The organism is Serratia sp. JSRIV001 (genome assembly GCF_019968745.1).
GTDB classification, from domain to species: domain Bacteria; phylum Pseudomonadota; class Gammaproteobacteria; order Enterobacterales; family Enterobacteriaceae; genus Chania; species Chania fonticola_B.
This window is the reverse complement of sequence record NZ_CP074147.1, coordinates 115,953-141,871: the sequence shown is the minus strand read 5'-3', so window position 1 is coordinate 141,871 and position 25,919 is coordinate 115,953. Positions and strand designations below refer to the sequence as shown.

The following is a 25,919-nucleotide window of genomic DNA, read 5'->3' as shown; positions in this document are numbered from 1 at the left end:
CCCATGCTAAATACCTATTCCCGCACGCTGTCCTGCGGCACGCTGAAAGTAACCCCAACGGGCGGCACGATCGCGCTGGATGAGCTGTTTGACGTAGCCGAAAGGCGCAACCCGAAACGCGCGTTTCTGTTCGTCAGCAAAGTGTTGGGCCGCCATATTCCGGTGAAGCCGAGCGTCATGCGCGCCGTCTATCAGCAATTGGCCGCGTTGTTCCCGGCCTGCGATCAAGGCCCGGTGCTGTTTATCGGCATGGCGGAAACCGCCGTCGGATTCGGTGCAGGTGTGTTTGACGAAGTCCGGGGCAGCGTTAGCGATCCGGTATACCTCACCTCCACCCGCCATCCGGTAGAGGGGGGTGAGCTGCTGTGCGAATTCAAAGAAAATCACAGCCACGCCACGGACCACCAGCTTTATCTGCCACAGGATGCCGAACTGCGCCGCCGCGTGCTGGAAGCCAAAACCGTGGTGCTGATCGACGATGAGGCCACCACTGGCAACACCTTCATCAACCTGCTCCAGGCTTTACAGCAGGATGCCGGGTTACACAACATTGCCCGCGCCATCACCGTCACGCTGACCGACTGGAGCGGCGATGCGCTCGCCCAACGCAGCCCAATCCCGATCCAGTATGTGTCACTGGTTCAGGGTGACTGGCACTGGGAAAAAAATCCCGATGCTCCGGTGCCGGTGATGCCCGCAGTCAACGTTACCGCCACCGGCAGCGTGCCGATCACCGGTAAACAAAGCTGGGGCCGCTTGGGCATCTCATCGCCAAGTGCGGATCTGGGGCGCGATATTCAGACGCATCCAGGGGAGAAATTGCTGGTGCTGGGCAGCAGCGAGTTTGTCTGGGAGCCCTTCCTGCTGGCTGAACGCCTGGAAAAACAAGGGGCCGAGGTTAAATTCAGCTCCACCACCCGTTCGCCGATTGCCACCGGGTTCGCCATCCAGTCCGCCATCGCCTTTGGCGATAACTATGGGCTCGGCATCCCCAACTTTGTCTACAACGTGGCCCACCAGCAGTTTGACCGGATCCTGTTGTGCATCGAAACTCCTGTGGCAAGCGTTGATCCCGCGTTAATTGAGGCGTTAAAACAGGTCGCCCCAACCGTTGAGGTCGTAAGCTATGAATAAGCCGGTCATTTTCTCCGATCTGGACGACACCCTGTTCCAGACGCGCCGCAAGATGGTCGATGAGCTCGACCTGGCCCCGTATCGCACCGGCGCCTTGGATCGTAGCCTGGAACCCCGCAGCTTTATGACCGAAGAGCAGTCAATGCTGGTGGACTGGATGCTGGAACATGCGGAGCTGATCCCGGTCACCGCACGTGGAACGGAAGAGATTGCCCGGGTGAGTATCCCGTTCAAGTCATGGGCGGTTACCACACACGGTGCAGTGATCCTCACCCCACAGGGGCAGGCAGACCCGGCATGGCAGGCGCTGATGCTGGAAAAACTGCAACCTTATGCCGCTGACCTGCTGGCGATGCAGCGCAAGATCACCGAGCTGATGGCCGAACGCAACATCAATGGCTGGGCGCGTATCAACTATGAATACGGCGACACGCCGGTCTATCTGGTGATGAAGCACCGCGACAGCACCCGCCTGGACGAGCTTTACGCCATCGCCGATGAGATTGAGCAGTTGTTCCCCACCGAAGGCTATTACGTCCACCGTAACAGCAACAACGTTGCCTGGTTGCCGACCGTGGTAGAGAAAGGGCTGGCCGTCACCTTCTTGCTGGAAAAACTGCGCCTTGAACGCGGCGTGTTCCCGGTTATCGGGTTGGGCGACAGCCTCAGCGATCATCGTTTTATGAAGCTTTGCACCTGGTTTGGCCTGCCGCGCCAGAGCCAGTTTGCCGAAGCGATCTCCCGCCATATTTTCGGAGAGCAGTAATATGTCTGATTTTGTGCCCTTTTCCGGCTCATACCTGCCCGAGGACGTTCACTTTCTGCTGCAACCGGTAGAAATGGAAATGACGCCGGTCGATCAGAAAGAACAGCTGATCCAGTCCGGTGCCCGTCACTACTCGGAGATGTTGAGCCAGGAACCGGAGCCGACCCCTTCACACCTCGACCTGTTTGCCCGCGCACTCGATCAGGGTGCAGGACGCCTGGCAAAAGAAGTCTCGATGCTGGCCCTTGCGCTGATTGAGCGGTTCGGCGATACGCCGATAGTTCTGGCCAGCCTGGTGCGTGCCGGGGTTCCTCTAGGGGTGATGCTCCAGCAAACGCTGCGGGCCATGGGTAAAGAGTCGTATCACTACGGCATCAGCATCATTCGTGACCGGGGCATTGACTCGGTCGCGCTCGACTGGATTGAAGCGCGTCACGGCACCGAAGGGATAGTCTTTGTCGATGGCTGGACGGGCAAAGGAGCCATTACCGGCGAACTGATCCGCTCCCTCAACAACCGGCCTGGCTATCCTGCCCAGCCCCGCCTGGTGGTGCTTGCCGACCCGTGTGGGTGTTCGTGGCTGGCCGCCAGCGACGACGATTGGCTGATCCCGTTTGGCATTATGGGTGCGCCGGTTTCCGGCATGATTTCACGCTCCATCTGGTCAAACGAAGGCCTGCACGGCTGCGTACAGTGCGATCATCTCGCCCAGTTTGAATGCAGCCGTCTGCTGGTAGATACCGTGGCGCAGTATCGCGCGACGCTAGACACAGCGGCGCTTGAGCCCTGCACACAGAATGCAGAGAGAAAGGCTTACCTGAAACAACAAAGTGAGAGGGTGGTTAACCACCTCGCCGAAAAATATCAGGTTGCCAGCATTAACCGAATTAAACCAGGGATCGCAGAGGCTACGCGCGCTGTGCTACGCAGAGTACCGGATCACGTCTTGGTCCGTGCGGTAGACGATCCCGACGTCGCGCTGCTGGTCTATCTGGCACGCGAAAAGGGGCTGACCATTACCGAAGTCGGTGATGAGATCGGGCAGTACCGTGCGGTGACCATTATCAAGAAGGTGCTCTAATGAACCAACGTCTTTCCCCTTGGCGGCTGGGTGCTTCACTCTATATGCCCGCCACCAGAACGGATATCGCCGAGACGATCCTCAATAACAAGATCGCCGGTTTACGCTCTCTGATCGTCTGCCTGGAAGACGCGGTCAGCGACGAAGATCTTCCCCAGGCGCTGGACAACCTGCGCGAACTCACCCAGACGTTGGCCCAAGCCAAGGCAGCGGAGGGCAATGACCACTGGCCACTGCTGTTCGTGCGGCCACGTCATAAAGAAATGGGTAAACAGCTGCTGGCGAGCATGGATTTCAGCGCGGTGGACGGCTTGGTACTGCCCAAATTCACGCTGGCTTCGCTGCCTTACTGGTGGAACATGATGCAGGACTCGCACCTGTGCATGATGCCCACGCTCGAGACAGAAGAAGTGTTTGATGTAGTGCAAATGCGTGAGTTAGCCAACACCCTGCATCACCACCCGTGCTATCGGCGCATCATCGCCCTGCGTATCGGTGGCAACGATCTGATGAACGTGGTGGCGCTCAGAAGGCCGCGGAACCTGACGCTGTACGACGGCCCGATGGGCTATGTGATAAAAATGCTGGTTGCCGTATTTTCCCCACGTGATTTCGCCCTGACGGCACCGGTTTGTGAGCATATTGACGATCATCAGATTATGGATCGAGAATTGGCGCTCGATATCGCCCATGGCCTGGTCGGCAAGACGGCGATCCACCCGAATCAGATCGGCAAGATCGAAAAGGCGCTGATGGTGCAGGCCAACGATCATACCGATGCGCTGCGGATCCTCAACTCCTCACAGGCGGTGTTTAAATCGCAGGGAACCATGTGCGAACCGGCAACCCATCGCCGCTGGGCGTCAGAAATTCTGGCGCGTGCTCAGGTATATGGAATTGCCAACGAGTCATCTCAGGAAAGCCACCGGTTTAGCATCAACGCAGGCAGTCATTAATCATGCAACTCAATACGCGACAGGCACGGATTTATAAGCTGGCCATTTTACTCAGTGCGGGTAAACCCGTATCCGCTGACAAGATCATCACTGAGTTAGACTGCTCGGGGCCAACCCTGACACGCGTGCTTAAGGAACTGAGAGAGTCCTACGAGGCGGAGATCAAATACCGCAAGGCCACCCATTCCTATCAGTTGACGCAACCTGGGCATCTGGACAAGAAGAACTTTCGCCGTATGCAGGATGCGTTAGCGGCCAATTCTGAGCTGAAAACCGGTGAAGTCATCAGCCGTGTCTATCTGGATAAAGAGAAGAAGAAAGCCGTGTCGCTGTCATTAAAAATGTCGGTGCTACGCAAAATCGATCGCTTATCCAGAGTGACGGAAACGACCCGCAGCGAAGCGGTGGATATGATTGTTGAGCGCTGTATCGACGACCTGGTGCGCAGCATTCAGGCCAGCAAGCAAAAACCGTAATACCTTCCCCTCACCCTAACCCTCTCCCACAGGGAGAGGGGACCGACCGAGTAGATCTGAAAGCTCGGTAACGCACCTTGGGCAAGGGGACGATCGAGTTCACTGAGGCTCCCCACTTCCAGAAACAGCACAGACTAATCCACAACGCAGGACAGCTCCCTCTCCCTGTGGAAAAGTGCTACAACTCAACGACATCCACTCTATCAGCCCTGTTACAGATCAACTCCCGCCCCGACCACGACTCCGCGCTGGCTCCCTCTCCCTGTGGGAGAGGGTCGGGGTGAGGGGATAAAGCGATCGCAAAATCAACAAATCTACTCCTGCAAACATGGGTATTTCTGTTGAGATAACGACCAGAACACTTATTATGTAAACTCGGCACTCAATAAGGGAATACGATGAGAAGACTTCCGGTCTATCTGTTACTTGATACTTCGGGCTCCATGACGGGCGAACCCATTGAAGCGGTCAAAAATGGGGTGCAAACGCTGCTCTCCACCCTGCGACAAGATCCCTACGCCCTTGAAACCGCCTATGTTTCCGTGATCACCTTCGATTCTTCCGCACGCCAGGCTGTTCCCCTTACCGATCTGCTGAGCTTCAAGCTGCCAGAACTGGTGGCCAGCGGCACCACCGCGCTGGGTGAGGCTCTCTCACTGGTTGCCACCAGCATCAGCAACGAAGTGCAGAAAACCACCGCCGAGACCAAAGGCGATTGGCGCCCGCTGGTGTTCATCATGACCGATGGCTCACCCACGGATGACTGGCGCAAAGGCGTCAGCGACTTTAAAGCCGCCAGAACCGGCGTGGTCGTTGCCTGTGCCGCTGGCCACAGCGCCGAAACCAAAGTACTCCAGGAAATCACCGAGATCGTCCTCCAGTTGGATACGGCTGACTCCACCTCGATCAAAGCCTTCTTTAAATGGGTGTCGGCCAGCATCTCCGTCGGCAGCCAGAAAGTCGAGTCAGGCAAAAAGGAAGTTATTGGCCTGGACGATTTACCGCCACCACCACCCGAAGTTAACGTTGTTCTATAAAACATTTTCAAGGAGATTTTATGTCAGTCAGTTTGCGTAAAGGACAAAGCGTCAGCCTGCGTAAAAACGAACACGACCTTTCCTCAGTCACCATTGGGCTCGGCTGGGATATCAATGAAGAGAAGAAAGGTTTGCTGGGTGGTCTGTTTGGCAAGAAAGAGCCGGAGTATGATCTCGACGTTATCGCCTTCCTGTGTAATGCCCAAGGCAAAGTCGCCGACCTGGGCGATGTGGAAAACGGCCGGCCTTCGCTGGTTAACGGAGACATCATTTTCTTCAACAGCCAGCGCCATAAGTCTGGCCACATCTGGCTGACCGGCGATAACCGCACCGGCGCGGGTGACGGTGATGACGAGCAGATTATCGCCCAGTTGAACTCCCTCGATCCCAAGTACGAAAAAATCGTCTTCATCGTGCAGATCTATAACGGCCAGGAGCTGAAGCAGCACTTCGGCAAGGTGCAAAACGCCTTTATCCGCGCGGTGGATGCCAAAAACGTGGAAATGGCGCGTTTCGATCTTTCGGGCGGGGCCGCCTTTGATGGCCAGCGTTCCATGCTGTTTGCCGAGTTGGTACGTGAAAGCACCGGCTGGAAGCTGAACGCCATTGGCGAACCTTCCGAGTCCGACTCCTTCGTGTCCCACTTGAAGAACTACCTGCAATGAGAAGATTACCCGTTTACCTGCTGATTGATACCTCCGGGTCGATGCGCGGGGAATCTATCCATGCCGTTAACGTGGGCATTCAGTCAATGATGAGCGCGCTGCGCCAGGACCCGTATGCGCTGGAAAGCGTGCATATCTCCATCATCACCTTTGATAACGAAGCCCGTGAGTTTATCCCGCTAACCTCATTGGAAGAGTTCCAGTTCTCCGACATTGTCGTCCCCAGCGCGGGTGGCACCTTCACCGGGGCCGCGCTTGAGTGCCTGATCAAATGTGTCGATCGGGATATCCACCGCTCCGATGGCGATCAGAAAGGCGATTGGCGGCCACTGGTATTCCTGATGACCGATGGCACCCCGTCAGACAGCTATGCCTATGGCGAGGCGATCAAAGAAGTCAAAAAACGTTCCTTCGGCTCCATTATCGCCTGTGCGGTCGGGCCGAAGGCCAAGCATGAACACCTCAAGCAACTGACCTCTCAGGTTGTGGCCCTCGAAACTCTGGATTCAACGGCCTTTTCCGGCTTCTTCAAATGGGTGTCGGCCAGCGTCGCGTCAGGCAGTTCCAGTGCGGGTGTTAACGCCGGGCAGGATAACCTCCCGCCACCACCACCGGAAATACAGCTGGTTCTGTAGCCAACAGGCAAAGCCTCTACCCGGAGCTTTGCCTGTTTTTTCATTGCCCCATGACACGCATTGCAAGAAGCATCCGCCTGACGAGGTTTTTAACCATGAGAAGACTGCCCATCTTCCTGGTCTTGGACTGCTCAGAGTCCATGATCGGGGAAAGCCTGAAGAAAATGAATGATGGCCTGCAAAGGATCGTCAGCGACCTGAAAAAAGACCCCCACGCGCTTGAAACCGCCTGGATATCGGTGATCGCCTTCGCCGGAGTGGCAAAAACCATCGTACCGCTGGTAGAGGTGGTGTCATTTTATCCCCCTCGCCTGCCGATCGGCGGAGGCACCAACTTGGGCGCGGCATTGCGGGAACTGACCCGTCAGTTGGATCAACAGGTCAGAAAAACCACCCAGGAACGCAAAGGCGACTGGAAACCGGTGGTGTACTTACTCACCGATGGCCGCCCAACGGATGATACCGCCCCCGAAATCAGGCGCTGGAAAGAAAACTACGCCAATAAGGTCAACCTGATCGCCATCGGCCTTGGCCCTTCGGCGGATATGAACATCCTGCGGCAACTGACCGATAACGTCTTGCTGTTCACCGACAGTCAGGAAGGGGATTTCGCCCAGTTCATTAAGTGGATCACCGCGTCTGTCTCTGCCCACAGCCGCAGCGTGGGGGAGGATGCACCTCCGTTGCTCACCCACACCGATCACATTGTGCGGCTGGCCAAAGACGATATTGCCAGAGCCTACGACGAAAACTGCGTCACCCTGACGGGCCGTTGCAGCAAGTCACGCCGCCCTTATCTGATGAAATACGAACGCCCGGCCATTAACCTCTCCACGCTGGATTTCAAGCTCAATATCAACGGCTTTAACCTCAACGGCTGCTTCCCGATCGATGAGGATTATTTTGCCTGGAGCGATGAATCGGCATCTGCCATTCAGGTCAATACCAGCGAACTGCACGGCGTGCCGGGTTGCCCGTACTGCGGCAATGCCAGCGCCTTTGCGATGTGTACCTGCGGCAAACTGCTGTGCGTCAACGGGCCCGATGACGTTATCTGCCCGTGGTGCGATAAGGGGCTGACGTTCAGGGAAAACGGCGGCGACTCCGATTTCGACGTGACGCGAGGGAAAGGCTGATGCAAGACGTGGATAAACTGCGCCAGAACGTACTCATGCTGATCCTGGCTGAAACGGGCGCAACGACGGATGACGCCCAGCTTGCCAGCCTGCAAGCCGATGATGAGATCGGCACCTTGCTGACCAACCTCATCACGAAAGTGACGGCCAAGACCCCCGCAACGCTTGAGACAACAGAAGCTCCGCCGTTGGTTGCCAATGACGATACCTTGGCCGACGAGCCAAAAGTGGTCCTCACCAAGGACGATGACAACCCTGTTGCCTCGCCAGATACCGCAGATCTGCCAACACCAGACGACTGGCAGAAAGCACAGTTTGATCCGCTGGACGTGCAAGGAGATGCCGCATTGCCTGAAGAAACCGCCAAAGAAAACCTGAAGCCAGGCCAGATACCGTCCGGCACCGCTATCCCGATTAGCACGCCGCAGAACATTCAGCCGCAGGCAAAAATCAACGTAGCCAATGCCCGTACCGGCGTCCCCTTCCACTCTGAAATAGATATCGTGCTTGATGATGGAACGACCGCCGAAGTACTGGCCGTCGCGTTCTCCAAAGATATCGGTATCACCTTTGATCCGGCGACCTCTTCACTGGCAGGAACCGCTACCGAAAGCGGCGACTTTGACATCACGGTCACCTGGTCTTGCCCTACTGCGCCGCAATGCTCAACCCAGGTGCCCTTTATCGTTAACCCAGACCCACGCAGCCTGTGGAAAATCCTCGAGCCGCCTGCCGATTCGCGCTATTTCAAACCGCATGTCGCCCATCAGCAGATCCAGGGGCCTGGGGTGAACATCGTGGCGGCCAGCCGCAGAGGGCGTTCACACGAGCATGCGGGCACCTTCCGGGATGATGACTTTTATATCGCCAGCAATAGCGATACCGGTTGGAACATCCTGCTGGTAGCCGACGGAGCCGGTAGCGCTAAAAACTCGCGCGAGGGCTCGCGCATCGCAACTCAAACCGTTGGCGACTACCTGACTACCCTGCTGAATAGCGACAAAGGGCTGGAACTCAAAGCCTGCGTTGAAAACTGGGGAACCGACGATCAGCGGATAGTCTGGGAGGCGTTTAATCGCCTGTTCCGCCAGGCCGCGATCATGGCCGTTAACAACATCAGCAATGAATCCATCCGGGCCGAAGAGAGCGCCAAATCCTATTCGACCACGCTGCTGGTCACCGTTTCCTTCCGTACCGGGGCCGAGCTGTTCGCCGCCTCATTCTGGTTGGGTGACGGTGCCATTGCGGCCTACGGGCCGGTGGGCAAAGTGCGCATACTGGGAACGCCAGACAGCGGTGAGTATGCGGGCCAAACACGCTTCCTGGATGCCGACGCCGTGAACGATGCGAACTTCAGTAAACGCATCAGCATCGGTAAATGGACCGAGGTCTCTCATCTGGTGCTGATGACCGACGGCGTCTCCGATCCCCGGTTTGAAACGGATAATGGCCTGCAAAATAGCCAGAAGTGGGATGACCTGATCGCGGAGCTGACGCCCTGCCTGAGCGATCCCTCGCAGCCCGCAGAGCGGCTGGCCGAATGGCTGAACTTCTTCTCCCCGGGCAATCACGACGATCGGACCCTGATCGTGGCGTGGTGAATGGATTGGACTACATAGCGGGTGAGTAAAATGGCAAATATTGTTACCTGTACCACCAGGGATGGCGAAACCATCCAGTATGTCGATGAGATCATCGGCTCCGGCTCCATGAAGGACGTCTACTTTTCGCCGGATAAGTCATACGTAGTGGCGTTCTATAAAAAGCCGCAGAACGAGCAGGCGAAAGAGCGCATCGAGATGATCACTGGCCGCTACCGGCAGAACATCTTTGAGCAAGCCGGTGGCGATTACTGGCAAGGGCTGTTTTGTTGGCCCACCAGCATAGTGGAACACGACGGCAAAATCGGCATCGTGGTGCCTACCTACCAGAGCCACTTCTTCTTTAAGTACGGTTCCAAGAATAATGACTTCCTGGGGATTAAAGGCCGCGAGAAGGAAGGCAAATGGTTCGCCAGCGCCAATAACCAGAACAAGTTCCTGGATCCGCGCGAACGCGGCAACACGCTGAATTACCTGAAGGTGTGCCTGCTGCTGACCAGAGCTGTCCGGCGTATGCACGCCGCGGGCCTGTGCCATAGCGATCTGAGCTATAAAAACGTGCTGATCGACCCCGAGCAGGGCCACGCCTGCATCATTGACGTCGACGGGCTGGTGGTGCCAGGCAAATATCCCCCAGACGTGGTCGGTACGCCGGACTTTATTGCTCCGGAAGTGGTGAAAACCAGCCATCTGCCGAAAGAAGATCCGCAGCGCATACTGCCAAGCATCGCCACCGACAGGCATGCGTTATCCGTGCTGATCTACATGTATCTGTTCTTCCGCCACCCACTGCGCGGCGGCAAGATCCATGACATGGACGATGAGATGCGCGACGAATCCCTGGCGATGGGCGAGAGAGCGCTGTTTATTGAGCACCCGACCGACCACAGCAATGCGGTCAAACTCAACCAGGTCAGCCCTTCTTCGCTGCCTTGGGCCGATCCGCAGAAAGTGCCCTACACCATTATGGGCCCTTACCTGACGCCGCTGTTTGAAAGGGCGTTTATTGAGGGCCTGCACGAACCTGCAAGGCGACCAACTGCCGATGAGTGGGAAACGGCGTTGGTGAAAACGGTCGATCTGATCCAGCCGTGTCAAAACACGGCCTGCGAACAGCAATGGTACGTGTTCTCCGGTAAAAATCGCCCGGCTTGCCCATATTGTGGTACGCCGTTCAAGGGCAAACTGCCGATCCTCAACCTTTACTCCTCGCGTAAAGCCGGGAGCTTCCGGCCCGACGATCATCGCCTGATGGTGTGGAGCGGCCAGTCGATTTATGCCTGGCACGTTAACCGCCTGATCGCCCCCAACGAACGTACGCCGGACGCGCAGAAAAAACGCGTGGGCTATTTCGTGTTCCATAACGATCAATGGTGGCTGGTGAATGAAGGCATCAGTGGGCTGCTCTCCTTGCCGGATAAGACCCCGGTGGCGATCGGTGACAAGCTGGCGCTGAACGACGGTGTCCAGTTCGTGCTTTCTACCGAGGAGGGCGGCAGGTTGGTGGTGGTGCAGTTGGTGGAGAACTAAGCGTTGGTGAGTGCGGGGTGCGGCGCGCCTCGCACTGGATTATGGAGGAAAGGAAGATCCACACCTGCGCCCCACAAAAAACAACCATTAGTGCTTTTCACCCTTAGGTAGTATCATCCCTCTCCCACCGTGCTCCTCAATATATCCGGGCTGCCTTGCCACAACCAATGGTACAAATCGTGACTGCGCTGGAATCCCAATTTTCGCATGGATGCCTGCTTATGGGCGCTGACGGTCTTGGTGCTGATCTGCAACTTTCTGGCGATCTGTGTAGGCGATAAGCCTGCTGCTATCGCCTGCAAGACCTCTCGCTCTCGCCGAGTGATCTTTTCGTAGTCAGGTACGCAGGTGGCATTATTATTGAGTTGCACGTCGAACAGCCTATCCAGCAGTTGCATCACCGCCTCGGGTTTATCATTCAGGCCGATTTCTCCCTGTTGATAGGTGACCCCTTCTATATTTTTTTTCCGTATGAGGATTTGGTAGCGTTGATATCCATCTCCCCGCCAGCTGACGTTGCTCCTGACAATCAGATCCGCAACTTTCAGATGAATAATATCATTGCAATCTGCATGGACAAATAGAGGAGATACTCCCCGGAGATAAAAATACCGTTCAAAAAGGTGGCGAATGCCTTGTAAGAAATAGAAATTTTTGCCCCACAGAGCAATAACGATGCGTGAGTTCATATTGACACCTTAACAGCCTGATTTTTTAAATGACACCGTTGATTAGGTGATACATCATTGGGATAAATCCCCACCTCAGGTAGGTGTTGCAATACACCAGCGTAGGCTCTTTTGGTCTGGTACCGATGAGACATGCGCCTTCTTTTTCTTCACCAGTTTCATCAGGTAGTAGCGGGACACATAAATGTTGGTATCACAGTAGTCGGCAATATCCCGGGTCTTGGGCCATTTATCTTGCGGGGGCAATGTGCCCAGAGGGCAATCAACACGGCTCAACACCTGCAGCGCCGTCAGAACCTTGTCGCAGGCTGCATTATGTTTTTTATATTTCATGAGGTTAAACCTTTTCTCTTACGAGCTTTAGTGATGCGTCAGCCCGCGCTACAGGCCAAAGCCCACCGATCAAAACGGCAAACGGCATGCAGGTCCCGTCTGCTTGGCTTTCTGAGCGTATTTAATACCACATCGGAGTAAAGTATTTATAAACGTTACAATAACGAGTTTTAAATCTGCCTAAATTAAATTTGCGATATAACATATCGTAAACATAATGATACATACGATAATAACTCGCAATTTGACCATAAAAACCATCTGCCAAGGCATTTATTGCGAAATTGCTTTTCCTATCAAAAAACACTTTTCAAAAATAAGGTTGACCGTAATAATTCCGGCCTAAATCGATGGGTAGGAAAAATCTTAAGAACATAGACAATAAATCGCGAGATTAATCTTAATAAAAAATGAAATATCTAGCTTTCGATTTAGGAAATCATTGGATCAGGAAAGCCCTCCATTTCCAGCTCAGTCAAACTGTGTCTCCAGTGATGGGAAGACAGCCGCACACTAAAACTTAACAAGTCTTTCATGTTTGATGGATAGCCAACCGCTCTCAATCCATTAGGCACAGAGCCTTGGCATAAAAACGCATGAAAATAGCATCAGGATGCCTTACTCACGTCTAAAAAAATTGACGGCATCAGGAGTGATGATTTTATTGAAGATACTTTGTCTGTTCGGACTGTTCAGATAAATGATGGCTCGTGGCTAATAATCAGCTACGAAATGATTGTATTCACCTTTTTAATACGTAAATAAGGAATTCATTATGCGTAAGTCTATTTTTACTCTGGCTCCGGTGGTTGCGGCTCTGTTGGCAGGATCTGGCGTGGCTCAGGCCGCATCTAACGCCCAGATGACCATTACCGCCAACGTTGTAGCGGCGACCTGTGACGTTTCTCTCTCCAACCCTAGCCTGGACCTGGGTAACTATTCCAAGTCCGCCTTCACCGCAGTAGCCACCCCGGTTGCCAGCAGTATAAAAACCTTCACCGTGGGTCTGAACAACTGTGAAACCCCGGCAGCAGCAGGTGATACAGCAAGCCTGATCGTCACCGGCCAGACACTAGGGGGCAACCAGAACATCTTTAACAGCACCGGCACCAATACCGGCGTTATGTTAAGTGAAGTGACCTCACCAACCACCTACATTAGCGCCGGCCAGAAATTATTGGTAGCCAAAGCAGGTGAGACTCCGGAAGCAGCCGATTTCAACACGAAATCCTTGAGCCTGCAGGCTGGTTTAGCCTCTACGTCTCTCACGCCAGATATCGGTATGGTTAGCGCGCCGATCCTGTTCAGCTTTGCCTACAACTGATGTGTTCTAGCGGGCCGATGGCCCGCCTTTTCAGGATCCGCAATATGACGCGCTTTATCTCCCTGTTTTCGCTGCTAGTGGCCCTGCTGGGTACGCCGTTGGCAGGCTGGTCCGCCGGGTTTGGCATTAATGCCACACGCCTGATTTACCCTGAAGGGGCTAGCAGTATCAACGTCGCGGTACGCAACACCCTTAACCACGAACCGTATCTGGTGCAAACGGCTGTCAGCGGTAAACAGGATGCACAGACCACGGCCCCGTTCACCGTAACGCCGCCGCTGTTCCGTCTGGAACCGCAAAGCACCAATCAGTTACGTATCGCCTTTACCGGCCAGCCGCTACCCGGCGATCGGGAGTCGGTGTTTTATTTGCATGCCACCGCTATTCCAACCAGTACGCAAATGGATCCGACTCAGCAGCGTAATGACGTGCAGGCCCAGCTGCGCTTCGGCGTGGGCAACATTATCAAGCTGTTCTACCGGCCTGCGAGCCTGAGCGGTTCCTCTGCCGCCGCCCAAAAAGAGTTGCAGTTCTCCCGCGTGGCTGGGGGGCTGAAGGTGACCAATTCCTCTCCCTATTTTGTCAGCCTGGCCGGCTTGACGGTGAATGGGCAACAACTGGCTTTGGACACGCCGGCTGCACTCATGATCCCCCCTTTCGGCAACCATATCTGGCCGGTTAAAACACCGTTGGCAACCGGCAAGCGGGTGCAGTGGCAGACCATTAATGATACCGGAGGCACCGATGCGTTCAGCGCAACGTTACCTTAAGGCCGTGCTGGCTGTAGTGCTGGCAGGTGGTGGAGCGGTATCCGCCCCGGTACAGGCCGTAACGCTGGATTTCTCAGCCGTGCTAACCAATGGCACCTGCACGCTCAGCCTGGATAGAAGCACTCTGCCTTTGGGTGTCATCGCTAAATCACAGCTGCGCCCAAACCAGCTGGTTGCTCCACAGCCCTTTACCCTCTCCGTGCAGGACTGCACCGGTTCAGCGGGCGGCAGCCTTAAACCTGTCGTGACTATCGCCGGCACTGGCACCACCCAAGACGGTAAATGGCTGTTTCGCAATGCCGGATCGGCGGCGAATACCGGGATTTTGGTGATCCAGAGTGCCACCGTGCCGGATTACAGCCAGCCCGAAGTCAAAAACAACAGCGTGCTGTCACTGGCTAATCCCGGACAGATACCGGTCAACCAGGCGTTCACCTTTTATGCCGGTGCCAGTTGTGGCGGCAGCACCGGGTGTGCCACGGTTGCGACCGGTGACGTGACGGCCACGCTGATGTTTACGTTTCTCTATCAGTGAGGGCCCGATGACACAGCAATTTCATCAGGTGCTATCAAGCCTGCTGCTCACTTTCAGCCTGTCTGCACAGGCCGGGAGCGGCGGCATCAGCCTGGGGCAGACACGCGTTATTTTTTCTGCCGCGGATAAAGCGCAAACCCTCACCGTCAGCAATAGCGGGCAACAGGCTTATCTGGTCCAAGCCCGAGTACAGAACGGCCTGGACGATACGACCCCCGCGCCGTTTATCGTTACGCCACCGCTGTTCTCGCTGCAAGGCGATAGCCGCCAACTGCTACGACTATTGCCGCAGGACGCCACGCTGCCCTCCGACCAGGAATCGCTGTTTTATCTCTCTATCTCGGCCATTCCTGCACAGGCTGAACCCGTAACGGCGGCCGATCGGCTGTCAGTTGGGGTACGTTTCGTGCTCAAGCTGTTTTATCGCCCGCAAGGTTTGGCGTTACCTGCGGACAACACCCCATGCCTGCTGACGTTCAAGCGTGAAGCGCACGGCGTGCGGGCCATTAATCCCACTGGCTATTTTCAGACCCTGGGGATGCTGGCCGTTGACGGGCATACCGTGGCATTAGTTCAGCAACCGGCGATGGTGCCTCCGCACAGCAGTATCATCCTGGCCGTTGACGGGCCGGTGAATAAGGTGGCCTGGCAGACGCTCACCGACTATGGCGGACTCTCCAAGTCCTGCCAGCAGACAGGCTCAGCCTCCACGGAGACCACACCATGAAATACCCGATTTATCTTCTGATGGGCCTATGCCTGTTGGTCAACAAAATGGGCCTGGCACAGGCTCAGGACAACGCCTCGCCGGGGATTTCTTTTTACGTGCTGCGGGTGATTTACCCGGAGGGCGAAAAGCAGGGCGTAACGCTGACCGCCTACAACAAAAGCCCGGCACCGTACCTGATGCAGTCATGGATCCGCCCGGTCGATCCGGCCACCGGGGACGTCGATCTGAGCTGGCATGGCACCCCAGTGATGCCGTTTATTGTCACGCCGCCGCTGGCTCGCCTGGAAGCGAACGGTGAACTGGCGCTGCGAATCCGGCGCAACGATATGCCGCTGCCTAACGACCGTGAATCGGTGTTTTTTATCTCCATGAAGGCGCTGCCCACTCAGCAACCCGACGGTAAGCAGATGGTGATGACGGTCGTGAGCAATATCAAACTGTTTTACCGCCCGGCGGGATTAGTGAAACGCGCTGTGGCAGACATGGCCCCGAAGCTGACCTTCAGCCGGGCAGGCGACCAATTGACAGCCACCAACCCGACCCCCTACTGGCTCACCTTCTCCCGCCTGTCGGTGGGGAATATGGCGTTGGACAAACCGGCTCTGCGCCTGATGGTGCCCCCTTTCGGCAAGCAGTCTTACACCCTGCCCGCCACCGCGAGCGGGAAAGTCAGCTGGCAGCTGATCGATGAAGATGGCTGGGATACTCCGGTTGCCCAACAGGACTGACGATTTCTCCCTTCCTGGCTCGTTACGGGGAGCCACGTTCTTTCAGACGGATAGGATAATAATGAAAATTCACCCTCTTGCCCTTGCGCTTTCCCCACTCCTGGTGGGCAGCGCATTGATTGCAGGCACGTCTCCAGCCTGGGGCCGCGACTACTTTGACCCGGCGCTGTTGTCGCTGGGTGGTGGCCTGGAAGCCGTCACCGACCTGAGTGCGTTTGAAAGCGCCGGACAGACCCCGCCGGGGACTTATCTAGTGACGGTGTTGGTCAACCGCAGCGAGCGTGGCCAATACCGCGTCGTATTCACCCCAGGTGACAAGGGCCAGGTCAGCGCGGAATTGACTCCGGCCTTCCTGGCGGAGATGGGGATCAATACCCCCGCATTGCCCGCTTTTGGCGGATTGCCGGTCGACAAGCCAGTCCGTGACCTGGCCACCCTGATCCCTGATGCCAGGGTGCACTTTGATTTTCAGCAACAGCGCCTGGAACTCAGCATTCCCCAGGTGGCGATGAAGCCAGACGCCAGCAGCGTGGTAAACCCTGCGCTATGGGACCAGGGCATGACTGCGTTTTTACTCAACTATACCCTCAACGGCGGGCGCAGCCGCCAGGACGGACAGTGGGGCCAATCCAACAGCGAACAGACCAACCTGTTCCTGGGGCTGCACAGCGGATTAAACTGGCAGGCCTGGCGCCTGCGCAGTGACATGACCTACACCTACAATAACAGCCGCAGTGGCTATGCCGACAGGCAAAGCAACCAGCAAACCCGTTTCTCAAATACCTATCTGCAACGCGATATCCAGGCCTGGCGTTCGGATGTGCTGGCTGGGGAAAACAACACCGGCAATGACGTTTTCGACAGCATTCCGTTTCGTGGGGTGAAATTGAGCTCCAGCGAAGACATGCTGCCGCTCAGCCTGCGGGGATTTGCCCCGGTGATCAGCGGCATTGCACAGAGCAACGCCCGGGTGACCGTCAGCCAGAACGGTAACGTGGTGTACCAGGCGTATGTCGCCCCGGGGCCGTTTCGGATTAATGACCTGTACCAGACCGGACAAGGGGGAGACCTGACGGTCACGGTGACCGAAGCGGATGGCAGCGTACGTACCTGGACCCAGGCCTTCTCGGCTCTGCCGGTGATGCAACGTCCGGGTGGGTTGAAGTACGAACTGACCGCTGGGCGCTACAACGGCGGCATCACCACCGGCTCCAGAGAGGCCCATTTTGCGTTGGGCACCCTGATTTACGGGCTGCCCCATGACATCACGTTGTACGGCGGCGGGCTGATAGCGGAGAAATACGCCTCGGCGGTGGCGGGCAGCGGGATTTCGCTGGGGGATTTCGGCGCCATGTCGGCAGACGTGACCCTCTCATCGGCCCGTATGTATGACGAAAGACAGAGCGGCCAGTCATACCGGGTACGTTATGCCAAAAGCCTGCTCAGCACGGGCACCTCGGTGGACCTGACGGCTTATCGTTACTCCACCCGGCACTATTACAACTTTGCCGACTTCAACAACAGCGGTTATCAGCTCAGTGAAGGCCAGGTGCCCTGGGCACTGGCCCGACAGCGTTCGGATTTCCAGGTGCGGGTAACCCAGCAACTGGGGGATTTTGGATCGCTGTACCTGTCGGGTGCGCGCAGTGATTACTGGGGCGATGAGCGGGTGAACAATACCCTGTCGGCAGGTTACAACGGCAGTTGGCACGGCGTGAGCTATGGCCTGGCCTACAGCGTTGACCGGATAAAATCCGACGGGGATTGGCCGCAGAACCGCCAGTTGGCGTTCAATATGCAGGTACCCTTCAGCCTGTTCAGCGCGCAACCCGCCCTCAACCGCAGCTACGCCAGTTATCAGATGACGCACGACAGTGAAGGTCGTGTACGGCAACAAGTGGGGGTGAGCGGCTCGGCGGCGGAAGACCGCCTGTCCTACAGCCTGATGCAGGGGTGGAGTAACAACAATCAGAGTGGCAACGGGGGTAGCACCAGCAACCTGAATCTGGGTTGGCAGGGGAGCCAGGGCATGGTCAGCGCCGGGTACAGCCACAGCAGCCGCTATAACTCGCTGAATGTGAGTGGTAACGGGGGTCTGGTGGTACACCCCAACGGGGTGACGCTAAGCCAGCAACTGGGCACCTCGGTGGCCGTGGTCCGCGCACCGGGCGCTGCCGGGGTGAGTGTGATGAACGGCGGAGTCCGTACCGACAGTCGCGGTTATGCGGTAGTGCCGTACCTGTCGCCTTACCAAAACAACACGGTGAGCCTGAACCCGTCGACGCTGCCGGAAGATGTCGACCTGCCGCAGAGCAGCACCAATGTCTATCCCACCAAAGGGGCGGTGGTAGCAGCCACGTTTACGCCACGCACCGGCTATCAGGCGCTGATAACCCTGACCCAGGCTGGCATGCCGGTACCCTTCGGCACGCTGGTGACACTGGCCGGGGAAGGAGCGGAGATCAACAGCGGCATCGTGGGTGATGCCGGCCAGGTCTACCTGAGCGGGTTGCCGGAACAGGGAAAATTGCGCGCGGCGTGGGGCCGTGGGACTGCACAGCAGTGCCTGGCCCACTTCAGCCTGAGCAAGGCAGCAGTATCAGCAAATAATCCGGTGCGCATGCTGAATGTGCAATGTGAGGAAGGACAGTGATTAAACAACGATTAATAAAGACCGCATCATGCGGTATCGCCAGCATGGCGTTAATGATGCCCCTTGCGGCCCCCGTTCTGGCGGAAACCATCACCATCGGCAAGGGCACGGGGATCCTATGGGAGGGCATGCCGTTTAACGCGACATTAAGTGGCCCTCTCGATCATCCGAAACTTGATCCCATATACGGACTCTTGTCAGTCTCCAAGTCAATGACCCGGTGTATGGCCTCAAATGAATTGAAAAGCATTGGTGGCTATTTGGCCTTCCCGCTGACCGGGGTACCTGGAGTCGGATTGATGCCTCGGGCCTCGGGTAGCGCCACTTATACCCTAAGTAACAATTCACAGGGGAAGTTGACTGGCACCATTGGCCAGCCAGAAACCAGAGGCTCCTCAACGTCACAAGGGAATATTACCTCACCGCCAGACTATACATGGTGCCTGCCCCCTGCCATGTCGTCGAATGATACATTTTACTCAAGTTCCGGTACTCGTACGGCGACGCTCTCAGGCACCTGGGTACTGGTGGCAGACGGCAGCCAAAAAGCTGGAGAGGGTTCAGTTCCCCCCATGTATTTTGGTAGCTTTTCCGCCACTACCTCAGGGGATAGAAGGACCTCTATACTGCCCACCAATATTTCCCTGCGCATCTCCACGCTGGAATGTAGTGTGAATACCCCGACGGCCATTAACTTCGGATCGGTCATTCGCAATACCCAGGCCAATGCAGAACTGGCGGTGAAGCCCGTGCAACTGGTTGCCACCTGCGGGCAGCCTACTGACCAGATAAATGCCAATATCAATCTGCAGTTCCGCGCCATCAGCGGTCTGTACAACAGTGCACCCTCACGGCTGGCATTAAACCAGAAGGGAGGCTATATCACCGGGGAAATTGATAACGGGGTGACCGGCAGTGGCGACTGCAAGGCCACAACCGGCTTGCGCTTTGATAACTCCCTCATAAAACTGGGCAGTATCACCAGTGCAGAAAGCAGCAAAACCTTGACCAATCAGCTCACCTGGCGACTGTGTTCAGGAGGCAGTAGCGTGCCATTCGGTGCGGTCACTGCCTCTACAGAAATGCTGGTGACGTTTAACTGAGCCGCATTTGGCGCTGCAGACGGTTGGGTAGTTTTCCAGCCGTCCAGCGGTTTGGGGTTAACAAGGTCGAACATTCAAATTTTGCAAAATTCCAGGGCATTCAAGACTACTTTTTAGCGTCGGTTTTTAACTGCAGCAAACCGGCAATATCCTTTTCCCCTTCGGCCTCTTTTAAACGGCGCTGCTGCTCGGCAAACTGGACATATTCGGCCTGTGCTTTTTCATCTGCCTCTTTCTTGCTGACACTACCTGCGCCCTGTAACACATCGCGGTCGTTAAATTGCAGGAACTGATCCAGCTTTTCCTGCCAGTCACGCAAGAACACCTGCTGGCGACGCCGGGCCTGGTCTTCGGCAAAATCCAGCCACATGTTGACCACGCGGTTGAGCTCACCAACTTCGTCCTGATTGAGGTAGTTTTTCGCCACCGTCACATCGCTTTTACGCACCTCTTCACCTTTATAGCTGCTCAACCCCATATGAGGCTGGCTGGCATCGGCACGCTGATGGATGAGTTCTGCAGCGGTATGGCCGGTACAGGCAAAATGCAGCTTGTTCTGGATGGTTTGAAAAAACTGCGTGGTCTCTTTGAGTGAGGGCTGGTAGTCGGCGGCTAGCGCAAAGATCTCCCGCACCCGCAAATAAACCCGGCGCTCGCTGGCGCGGATATCGCGGATGCGTTCCAGCATCTCGTCGAAATAGTCAGGCACAGCCGATGCGCCAACGGGCGGATTTTTCAACCGCTCGTCATCCATCACGAAGCCTTTGATCAGGTATTCCTGGAGGGTTTGGGTGGCCCACTGACGGAATTGGGTGCCTCGGGCTGAACGGACGCGGTAGCCAACGGCGAGTATGGCCTCAAGGTTGTAGTGTTCGATCTCCCTGGAGACCTGGCGAGTACCCTCCTGACGAACTATCCGGAATTTCCGGATGGTTGCATTTTGCTCAAGCTCGCCTTCTTTGTAGATATTAATAAGGTGTTCATTGATGGTTCGAACGTCTTTATCATACAGCTCGGCCATCGACGCTTGGGATAGCCAGAGGGTTTCCGCTTCAAACCGACATTCAACCCGGGTACTCCCATCTGCACTTTTAAACAGCAGAAATTCCCCGACAGGAGCCAGAGGTAAATGTTCATTTGTCATGCAGCCTCCGTTTTTATCTGACTGACACTACGGCCATTCGCTTAGTATGCCAGATATACAGATGGAGGCTCATTACGCGAATGGCGTTTATTTTGCGGGCAGTCACGCAGAAACAAATAAACGCTTCATCAATGCCCCCAGATTGATGCTAAAAGATCCCCTTTATTCCTATGCTGCTCACAGATTCATTACTCACCGTTATATTTCAACTTTTTTCCATTCTAAACATCCTGTAATCTGATAAGAAAATACTAACTATGGTGGGCGTATGGCAGGGAAGGCCGTGATTTTACAAGGCGACAAAACCTCTCATGGTGGGGTCGTGTTACAGGGATCGTCAATGATGCAGTTCTGCGGAACAAACGTAGCGCTGGTAGGGCATTTGGTGTCCTGCCCGCAATGCAAAGGGGTCTTTCCGATTGTCAGTGGTGCAGAAACCGCGCTGGTCGGCGGGGTGCCAGTGGCGCTGGAAGGCATGAAAACCGCCTGCGGGGCCGCTCTGATTGCTTCACAACATGAATGTAATGCCTGACGGCAACGTCGTTCAGCGCTAATCACTCCGCCAGAACCGGCAGAGTCGCAAAATAATGGACAAGACGCTTTACCAGGGAGCAAGGATGCCGTGGCTACGTTAGATACGCTACAGACCGATTCAGACATTTTCCCACCGCGCACCTCACTTGCCGCCGGGCTGCTTGCGACGCTGAACGGCAGTGAATTTGCGGTGAGCCACGCGGACATCGCATTGTTGCTGCGCGCCCTGCCGGAACAAGGTCGTGGCGTCACTCTCAATATTCTGCTGATTGATCGCCTGCTGCGGGAACTTGATCGGCGCCTGAGTGCCCAGATGGATGCGATCCTGCATGCTCCGGCGTTTCAGCGCCTGGAATCAACCTGGCGCGGGCTGGCCCTGCTGGTCGATAACATCCCGTTTCACGAGAACATTCAGCTGACGCTCCTCCATGCCACTCAGGAAGAGCTGCTGGCGGATTTCGAATTCTCCCCAGACATTACCTCCTCGGGCTATTACCAGCATGTCTATTCGGCAGGCTACGGCCAGTTTGGTGGAGTGCCGGTAGCGGCGGTGATTGGCTGCTATGATTTCACCCCCGGTGCCGCCGATATCAAACTGCTGCACTACCTCAGCGTGGTCAGCGCCATGGCGCATGCGCCGTTTCTGTCGGCGGCAGACGCCACCTTCTTCGGCGTTGATTCATTAGCCGACCTGCCCGCCATTCTTGATTTGGATGCGGTCATGGCTGCACCGACACATATCCGCTGGCAGGCGCTCCGGGCTACCCCTGACGCCCGCTATCTGGGGCTGACCGTGTGCCGTTTTTTGCAGCGTGAGCCTTATACCCCGGCGTCACAGCAGGTCCGGCAATTTGTCTATCAGGAACAGATTGCCACACATCAGCACCTGCTGTGGGGCAACAGCGCCTTTTTACTGGCGCTCTGCCTGGCGGGCAGCTTTGCCCGTTATCGCTGGTGCCCGAATATTATCGGGGCGGAGAGCGGCGGAGCGTTCCGTAACCTGCCCGCTCGCTACTATGCGGCGCTGGGGCGTTGGCAAGAGAAGATCCCAACCGAGACGCTGTTGTCGGACCAGTGGCAGTACCGCTTGTCGATGGCCGGGTTTATTCCACTTGGGGTGCGCAAACAAGGGCAGGACGTGGTGTTTTATTCGGCCAACTCAATCCAGTCGCCGCAATATACCGACCTCACGCCTGAAGGGATGAACGCCCGGATCAATGACCAGTTGGGGGCGCAACTGCCTTACCTGTTTATCATTACCCGGCTGGCGCACACCATCAAAGTGCTGCAGCGTGAGCGGCTGGGTAGCTGGCGCAATCGGGGAGACCTGCAGCATCAGCTCAACAACTGGTTAAAACGCTTTGTCTCCGATCAGGAGAACCCACCAGCCAGCGTACGCAGCCGCCGCCCATTACGCGCTGCACGTATTGAGGTGCAGGAAGTCGCGAATGATCCCGGCTGGTATCTGACACAGCTGCATGTGCAGCCGCATTTCAAACACATGGGCTCCAACTTCGTCCTCGCCTTGACCGGGCGCCTGGATAAATAACCTCCAAGACAGGAAGTCTTGCGCATGAACCAGAACAAACATCGGCCATTCCCTCCAGCCCGTCGGCGCAAAGCGCTACACCAGGCTGCCGAGGTGCTGCAACAAACACATGCCCCGCTGGTTTCCTTCCTGACCGCACCCAACCACGATCCCGATGTGGAGCGGCAATTGGAGGGGATGGCCTGGATGACCGGGCAGTTAGAGGGGCAGTTGGCAGACCAGCTACCGCACCTCACCCACCATATGCTGGCCCTGCTGTGGCCCTATTTTCTGCGGCCCACTCCCAGCATGACCGTACTGGAATGGCAGCAGGATTACCTGTCGGATCCCGCGCAGGCTTGCCCCCAGATCGCCAAGGGGGCCACGGTGGTCAGTATTCCGTTGCCAGTGACAACCGGTGAGGAAACGCTGCGGTGCCATTTCCGCACCTGCCGTGATACCCGGCTGTGGCCGTTACAGGTGCAGGCGGTAAGCCGCGAGCAACGGCACGGCCATGACAGCCTGTGTCTGCAACTGGTCACCACGGCGGATCGGCCCCTGGATCTCACTACCCTGAACGGCCTGCGGCTGTATCTGGGGGAAGACCTGCACACCGGGCAACAGCTGCATTTGTGGCTGAGTGAATACCTGAGCCACGCCACGCTGGAAGTGGAGGGAAAGACGTGGCCGCTGCCTGAACTGGCGCTCACCCCGGTCGGTTTCAACGACGAAGAGGCCCTGCTGCCCTGGCCACAGAATGCCGATCCCGGCTATCGCCTGCTGCAAGAGCACGCCTGCTTCCCCAACGCCTTTTTATTCATGGACGTGACGGGCTTCCCTAGCCTACCTCCGCTATCAGCCTCTCACGGCTTTACCCTGCGGTTCACCTTCTCCCGGCCTTTGCCGTCGGCCCTGGTTATCAACCGCCAGACGGTGCGCCTGCATTGCACGCCCGCCATCAACCTGTTTAGCCATTACGCTGACGGGATCAGCCTCAATGGTAGGCAGTCAGAGCTGCCGTTATTCCCCAGTGTGCGCCATCCTGAGGATTACGACGTGTTCTCGGTGGATGAAGTGACCGGCGTATCAACCCTGAGTGATGTCCCCCGCCGCTATGCGCCGTTTGAACGTTTCAGCCAGCAACAAGACGCAGGGTATTACCACGTACGGGTCACTTCGTCGCCCGTGGGGGGCTTGAACCATCACCTGGCGTTGATCCGCCACGGAGAAAATCTGGACAACCTGCCGCCGGAATCGGTGTCCGTACGGCTCACGTGCAGCCACCGTCGCTTGCCGTTGCACCTGAAAGTAGGAGAACTCCGCCAACCGGCCACCGGCTGCCCGCCAGGGGTGCGCGTACACAATATCACCCGCCCGTCGGTCCCCCTGAGCCCAAGGTTGGATGCCACCTTGCAGGCGGCCCTGCTGCGCAACCTCTCATTGAACAGCCGCTCACTGCTGACGCTGACGGCACTGCGGCAGGTGCTGAGCGCCTGCGATCTGCCCGCCTGGCACAGTGAACTGGCGGCAGGGGTCTCCCGGCGGCGCAGGGCGGGGTTACTCAGCCTGACCGTACGCCCGGCTGAGCGTCATATCGACGGTGTGCCGATCGATGGCCTGGCCTCGGTGCTTACGGTGCGGCTCCAAGGGGCGTTTGACTCGGAAGGCGAGCTCTATCTGTATGGCCGGGTACTGGCACGGTTCCTGGCCCAGCGCGCCAGCGTCAACCATTTCCATACCCTCACCGTGGTTAACCAAGATAATCAGGAGTCTTACCGCTTTCTATGATCCCTAGTGCAGAGCAGGAGCAGCAGCTCCAGGTTATCGCCGATAACGTTAGCCAGTATGACTTCTACCGCCTGGTGGAAGGGCTGAACCGGCTGGCAGGCATCGATCCGGCCCGTACGCTCGGCCTGCCGCCGAACCGGGAAGCGTTGCGCTTTACCGCCGCGGCGGGATTGGGCTTTGCCGCCAGCGATGTGGTGGCGTTGCAACATGAGCCGGGTGGGCCGCTGCGTCTGGAGGTGAGCTTTCTGGGCCTGCAGGGCAGCCAGTCGCCCTTGCCCTATTACTACCTGGACGACATTGCCGGGAGCACGGCGCAGGGAGAAACGCGGCTCAACGATTTTCTGGCGGTGTTCAACCATCGCCCCCTGTCGTTGGCGCACCAGATTTGGCGCAAATACCGCTATGAGATCACTTTCAAACCGGGGGGCCGCGATGCCACCTCGGGGCGTATTTTTGCCCTGATAGGCCTGGGCCACCCGCAGACGCGAGAGCAGTTGGGTATTAACGCCGAAGCCATGCTGGCCTACGCCGGTCTGCTGGCCTCACCGGGCCGCTCGCCGGAGGTGATCGCCCGCCTGGTCGGCCACTTCTTTTCACTCCCCGACGTGACGGTGCAGTCTTGTATGCCCCACGTCATGACGTTGAGTGACGAGCAGCAAAATCGCCTGGGGCAGGTCACCGCCGTACGCGGGCAACGCCATCAACCCCGTTCGCTGCTGGGGGGCAACTTTGTGATCGGCAGCCGGATGCGCGATCGCAGCGTCAAATTTCAGCTGTCGATCAATGAGCTCACGCAGGAACAGTACCTGTCGTTTTTACCTGACGGTAAGCAGCATCGCCTGCTGGTCAATTTTGTCGAGTACATCCTGCGCGAACCGCTGGTCTGGGATCTGCGCCTGACGCTGGCACGGCATCAGGCCGGGGGGCTGAAGCTCGGCGACACACAGCGGACCCAGTTGGGGTGGACCACCTTTGTGGGGCAACCCGAAGAGAAACCCTACACCCTGTTGCCTGTGCGCAGGTAGCCAACGTCAAGGATTGAT

At 56.8% G+C, this 25,919-nt stretch carries 25 protein-coding genes; 22 read left to right on the top strand and 3 right to left on the bottom strand.

Annotated elements, in window-relative coordinates:
- Positions 1-3: 3 nt before the first annotated feature.
- The 11 genes from KGP17_RS00565 (at position 4) to KGP17_RS00515 (ending at position 11,017) form a co-directional block, all read left to right on the top strand.
- Entirely contained in the window at positions 4-1,134 is a 1,131-nt protein-coding gene (locus tag KGP17_RS00565; protein WP_223498700.1) for a phosphoribosyltransferase domain-containing protein, read from the top strand.
- The gene (locus tag KGP17_RS00560) at positions 1,127-1,900 is read left to right on the top strand and encodes a hypothetical protein (protein ID WP_223498699.1); all 774 of its coding nucleotides are present in this window, start codon (positions 1,127-1,129) and stop codon (positions 1,898-1,900) included. The genes KGP17_RS00565 and KGP17_RS00560 overlap by 8 nt, the downstream gene beginning before the upstream one ends.
- A 1-nt stretch (position 1,901) precedes the next feature.
- Positions 1,902-2,981 carry a cysteine protease StiP family protein gene (locus tag KGP17_RS00555; RefSeq protein ID WP_094983304.1) on the top strand — a complete coding sequence of 360 codons (1,080 nt, stop codon included), beginning with the start codon at positions 1,902-1,904 and terminating at the stop codon, positions 2,979-2,981.
- Complete coding sequence (locus KGP17_RS00550) at positions 2,981-3,937, top strand: HpcH/HpaI aldolase/citrate lyase family protein (RefSeq protein WP_223498698.1); 957 nt, start codon at positions 2,981-2,983, stop codon at positions 3,935-3,937. The genes KGP17_RS00555 and KGP17_RS00550 overlap by 1 nt, the downstream gene beginning before the upstream one ends.
- A 2-nt stretch (positions 3,938-3,939) precedes the next feature.
- The gene (locus KGP17_RS00545; protein WP_059199163.1) at positions 3,940-4,413 is read left to right on the top strand and encodes an HTH domain-containing protein; all 474 of its coding nucleotides are present in this window, start codon (positions 3,940-3,942) and stop codon (positions 4,411-4,413) included.
- Positions 4,414-4,811: 398 nt separating this feature from the next.
- Positions 4,812-5,450: a VWA domain-containing protein gene (locus KGP17_RS00540; protein WP_021807361.1), complete on the top strand. Its 639-nt coding sequence runs from the start codon at positions 4,812-4,814 to the stop codon at positions 5,448-5,450.
- A gap of 20 nt (positions 5,451-5,470) precedes the next feature.
- Positions 5,471-6,115, top strand: coding sequence for a TerD family protein (locus KGP17_RS00535; protein WP_021181609.1), 645 nt, complete (start codon positions 5,471-5,473; stop codon positions 6,113-6,115).
- The gene (locus KGP17_RS00530) at positions 6,112-6,750 is read left to right on the top strand and encodes a VWA domain-containing protein (RefSeq protein ID WP_021807360.1); all 639 of its coding nucleotides are present in this window, start codon (positions 6,112-6,114) and stop codon (positions 6,748-6,750) included. The genes KGP17_RS00535 and KGP17_RS00530 overlap by 4 nt, the downstream gene beginning before the upstream one ends.
- A gap of 95 nt (positions 6,751-6,845) precedes the next feature.
- Positions 6,846-7,886 (top strand): TerY-C metal binding domain-containing protein, encoded by a 1,041-nt coding sequence (locus KGP17_RS00525; RefSeq protein WP_071682766.1) that lies wholly within the window; start codon positions 6,846-6,848, stop codon positions 7,884-7,886.
- Positions 7,886-9,487, top strand: coding sequence for a PP2C family serine/threonine-protein phosphatase (locus KGP17_RS00520; RefSeq protein ID WP_223498697.1), 1,602 nt, complete (start codon positions 7,886-7,888; stop codon positions 9,485-9,487). Before KGP17_RS00525 ends, KGP17_RS00520 begins: the two co-directional genes overlap by 1 nt.
- A 30-nt stretch (positions 9,488-9,517) precedes the next feature.
- Positions 9,518-11,017, top strand: coding sequence for a helix-hairpin-helix domain-containing protein (locus KGP17_RS00515; RefSeq protein ID WP_179249427.1), 1,500 nt, complete (start codon positions 9,518-9,520; stop codon positions 11,015-11,017).
- 113 nt (positions 11,018-11,130) lie between these two features.
- Here the strand turns inward: KGP17_RS00515 and KGP17_RS00510 are convergent, their stop codons facing one another.
- On the bottom strand, positions 11,131-11,706 hold the full coding sequence (locus KGP17_RS00510; protein WP_223498696.1) for a LuxR C-terminal-related transcriptional regulator: 576 nt from the start codon (positions 11,704-11,706) through the stop codon (positions 11,131-11,133).
- 75 nt (positions 11,707-11,781) lie between these two features.
- Positions 11,782-12,039: a FaeA/PapI family transcriptional regulator gene (locus tag KGP17_RS00505; protein ID WP_021181614.1), complete on the bottom strand. Its 258-nt coding sequence runs from the start codon at positions 12,037-12,039 to the stop codon at positions 11,782-11,784.
- Positions 12,040-12,814: 775 nt separating this feature from the next.
- Here KGP17_RS00505 and KGP17_RS00500 point away from each other — a divergent pair.
- The 7 genes from KGP17_RS00500 (at position 12,815) to KGP17_RS00470 (ending at position 19,882) form a co-directional block, all read left to right on the top strand.
- Positions 12,815-13,363, top strand: a complete 549-nt coding sequence (locus tag KGP17_RS00500; RefSeq protein ID WP_094982572.1) for a fimbrial protein — start codon at positions 12,815-12,817, stop codon at positions 13,361-13,363.
- A 44-nt stretch (positions 13,364-13,407) separates the two neighbouring features.
- Positions 13,408-14,133, top strand: coding sequence for a molecular chaperone (locus tag KGP17_RS00495; RefSeq protein WP_021807354.1), 726 nt, complete (start codon positions 13,408-13,410; stop codon positions 14,131-14,133).
- Positions 14,108-14,668, top strand: coding sequence for a fimbrial protein (locus KGP17_RS00490; RefSeq protein WP_021807353.1), 561 nt, complete (start codon positions 14,108-14,110; stop codon positions 14,666-14,668). The genes KGP17_RS00495 and KGP17_RS00490 overlap by 26 nt, the downstream gene beginning before the upstream one ends.
- A gap of 7 nt (positions 14,669-14,675) precedes the next feature.
- Positions 14,676-15,395, top strand: coding sequence for a molecular chaperone (locus tag KGP17_RS00485; RefSeq protein WP_059199169.1), 720 nt, complete (start codon positions 14,676-14,678; stop codon positions 15,393-15,395).
- Positions 15,392-16,126, top strand: a complete 735-nt coding sequence (locus KGP17_RS00480; RefSeq protein WP_021807351.1) for a molecular chaperone — start codon at positions 15,392-15,394, stop codon at positions 16,124-16,126. The genes KGP17_RS00485 and KGP17_RS00480 overlap by 4 nt, the downstream gene beginning before the upstream one ends.
- A gap of 61 nt (positions 16,127-16,187) precedes the next feature.
- Positions 16,188-18,779: a fimbria/pilus outer membrane usher protein gene (locus KGP17_RS00475; protein WP_223498695.1), complete on the top strand. Its 2,592-nt coding sequence runs from the start codon at positions 16,188-16,190 to the stop codon at positions 18,777-18,779.
- On the top strand, positions 18,776-19,882 hold the full coding sequence (locus KGP17_RS00470) for a hypothetical protein (RefSeq protein ID WP_223498694.1): 1,107 nt from the start codon (positions 18,776-18,778) through the stop codon (positions 19,880-19,882). Before KGP17_RS00475 ends, KGP17_RS00470 begins: the two co-directional genes overlap by 4 nt.
- A 106-nt stretch (positions 19,883-19,988) precedes the next feature.
- On the opposite strand, the gene KGP17_RS00465 is transcribed toward KGP17_RS00470, so the two are convergent.
- Positions 19,989-21,026, bottom strand: a complete 1,038-nt coding sequence (locus KGP17_RS00465; RefSeq protein WP_223498693.1) for a virulence RhuM family protein — start codon at positions 21,024-21,026, stop codon at positions 19,989-19,991.
- A gap of 268 nt (positions 21,027-21,294) precedes the next feature.
- On the opposite strand from KGP17_RS00465, the gene KGP17_RS00460 reads away from it, so the two are divergent.
- The 4 genes from KGP17_RS00460 (at position 21,295) to tssG (ending at position 25,901) form a co-directional block, all read left to right on the top strand.
- A complete protein-coding gene (locus tag KGP17_RS00460) occupies positions 21,295-21,558 on the top strand; it encodes a PAAR domain-containing protein (protein ID WP_037376478.1) in 264 nt (87 codons plus the stop codon).
- Positions 21,559-21,648: 90 nt separating this feature from the next.
- Entirely contained in the window at positions 21,649-23,109 is a 1,461-nt protein-coding gene (gene tssC, locus KGP17_RS00455; RefSeq protein WP_223498692.1) for a type VI secretion system contractile sheath large subunit, read from the top strand.
- Between the two features lie 24 nt (positions 23,110-23,133).
- On the top strand, positions 23,134-24,876 hold the full coding sequence (gene tssF, locus KGP17_RS00450) for a type VI secretion system baseplate subunit TssF (protein ID WP_223498691.1): 1,743 nt from the start codon (positions 23,134-23,136) through the stop codon (positions 24,874-24,876).
- Positions 24,873-25,901 carry a type VI secretion system baseplate subunit TssG gene (tssG, locus tag KGP17_RS00445; RefSeq protein ID WP_059199175.1) on the top strand — a complete coding sequence of 343 codons (1,029 nt, stop codon included), beginning with the start codon at positions 24,873-24,875 and terminating at the stop codon, positions 25,899-25,901. Before tssF ends, tssG begins: the two co-directional genes overlap by 4 nt.
- Positions 25,902-25,919: the final 18 nt, after the last annotated feature.

Excerpts from the sequence above, each read along its gene's own strand:
- KGP17_RS00565 (WP_223498700.1), top strand. The coding sequence starts at position 4 with ATGCTAAATACCTATTCCCGCACGCTGTCCTGCGGCACGCTGAAAGTA.
- KGP17_RS00560 (WP_223498699.1), top strand. The coding sequence starts at position 1,127 with ATGAATAAGCCGGTCATTTTCTCCGATCTGGACGACACCCTGTTCCAG.
- KGP17_RS00555 (WP_094983304.1), top strand. The coding sequence starts at position 1,902 with ATGTCTGATTTTGTGCCCTTTTCCGGCTCATACCTGCCCGAGGACGTT.
- KGP17_RS00550 (WP_223498698.1), top strand. The coding sequence starts at position 2,981 with ATGAACCAACGTCTTTCCCCTTGGCGGCTGGGTGCTTCACTCTATATG.
- KGP17_RS00545 (WP_059199163.1), top strand. The coding sequence starts at position 3,940 with ATGCAACTCAATACGCGACAGGCACGGATTTATAAGCTGGCCATTTTA.
- KGP17_RS00540 (WP_021807361.1), top strand. The coding sequence starts at position 4,812 with ATGAGAAGACTTCCGGTCTATCTGTTACTTGATACTTCGGGCTCCATG.
- KGP17_RS00535 (WP_021181609.1), top strand. The coding sequence starts at position 5,471 with ATGTCAGTCAGTTTGCGTAAAGGACAAAGCGTCAGCCTGCGTAAAAAC.
- KGP17_RS00530 (WP_021807360.1), top strand. The coding sequence starts at position 6,112 with ATGAGAAGATTACCCGTTTACCTGCTGATTGATACCTCCGGGTCGATG.
- KGP17_RS00525 (WP_071682766.1), top strand. The coding sequence starts at position 6,846 with ATGAGAAGACTGCCCATCTTCCTGGTCTTGGACTGCTCAGAGTCCATG.
- KGP17_RS00520 (WP_223498697.1), top strand. The coding sequence starts at position 7,886 with ATGCAAGACGTGGATAAACTGCGCCAGAACGTACTCATGCTGATCCTG.
- KGP17_RS00515 (WP_179249427.1), top strand. The coding sequence starts at position 9,518 with ATGGCAAATATTGTTACCTGTACCACCAGGGATGGCGAAACCATCCAG.
- KGP17_RS00510 (WP_223498696.1), bottom strand. The coding sequence starts at position 11,706 with ATGAACTCACGCATCGTTATTGCTCTGTGGGGCAAAAATTTCTATTTC.
- KGP17_RS00505 (WP_021181614.1), bottom strand. The coding sequence starts at position 12,039 with ATGAAATATAAAAAACATAATGCAGCCTGCGACAAGGTTCTGACGGCG.
- KGP17_RS00500 (WP_094982572.1), top strand. The coding sequence starts at position 12,815 with ATGCGTAAGTCTATTTTTACTCTGGCTCCGGTGGTTGCGGCTCTGTTG.
- KGP17_RS00495 (WP_021807354.1), top strand. The coding sequence starts at position 13,408 with ATGACGCGCTTTATCTCCCTGTTTTCGCTGCTAGTGGCCCTGCTGGGT.
- KGP17_RS00490 (WP_021807353.1), top strand. The coding sequence starts at position 14,108 with ATGCGTTCAGCGCAACGTTACCTTAAGGCCGTGCTGGCTGTAGTGCTG.
- KGP17_RS00485 (WP_059199169.1), top strand. The coding sequence starts at position 14,676 with ATGACACAGCAATTTCATCAGGTGCTATCAAGCCTGCTGCTCACTTTC.
- KGP17_RS00480 (WP_021807351.1), top strand. The coding sequence starts at position 15,392 with ATGAAATACCCGATTTATCTTCTGATGGGCCTATGCCTGTTGGTCAAC.
- KGP17_RS00475 (WP_223498695.1), top strand. The coding sequence starts at position 16,188 with ATGAAAATTCACCCTCTTGCCCTTGCGCTTTCCCCACTCCTGGTGGGC.
- KGP17_RS00465 (WP_223498693.1), bottom strand. The coding sequence starts at position 21,026 with ATGACAAATGAACATTTACCTCTGGCTCCTGTCGGGGAATTTCTGCTG.
- KGP17_RS00460 (WP_037376478.1), top strand. The coding sequence starts at position 21,295 with ATGGCAGGGAAGGCCGTGATTTTACAAGGCGACAAAACCTCTCATGGT.
- tssF (WP_223498691.1), top strand. The coding sequence starts at position 23,134 with ATGAACCAGAACAAACATCGGCCATTCCCTCCAGCCCGTCGGCGCAAA.
- tssG (WP_059199175.1), top strand. The coding sequence starts at position 24,873 with ATGATCCCTAGTGCAGAGCAGGAGCAGCAGCTCCAGGTTATCGCCGAT.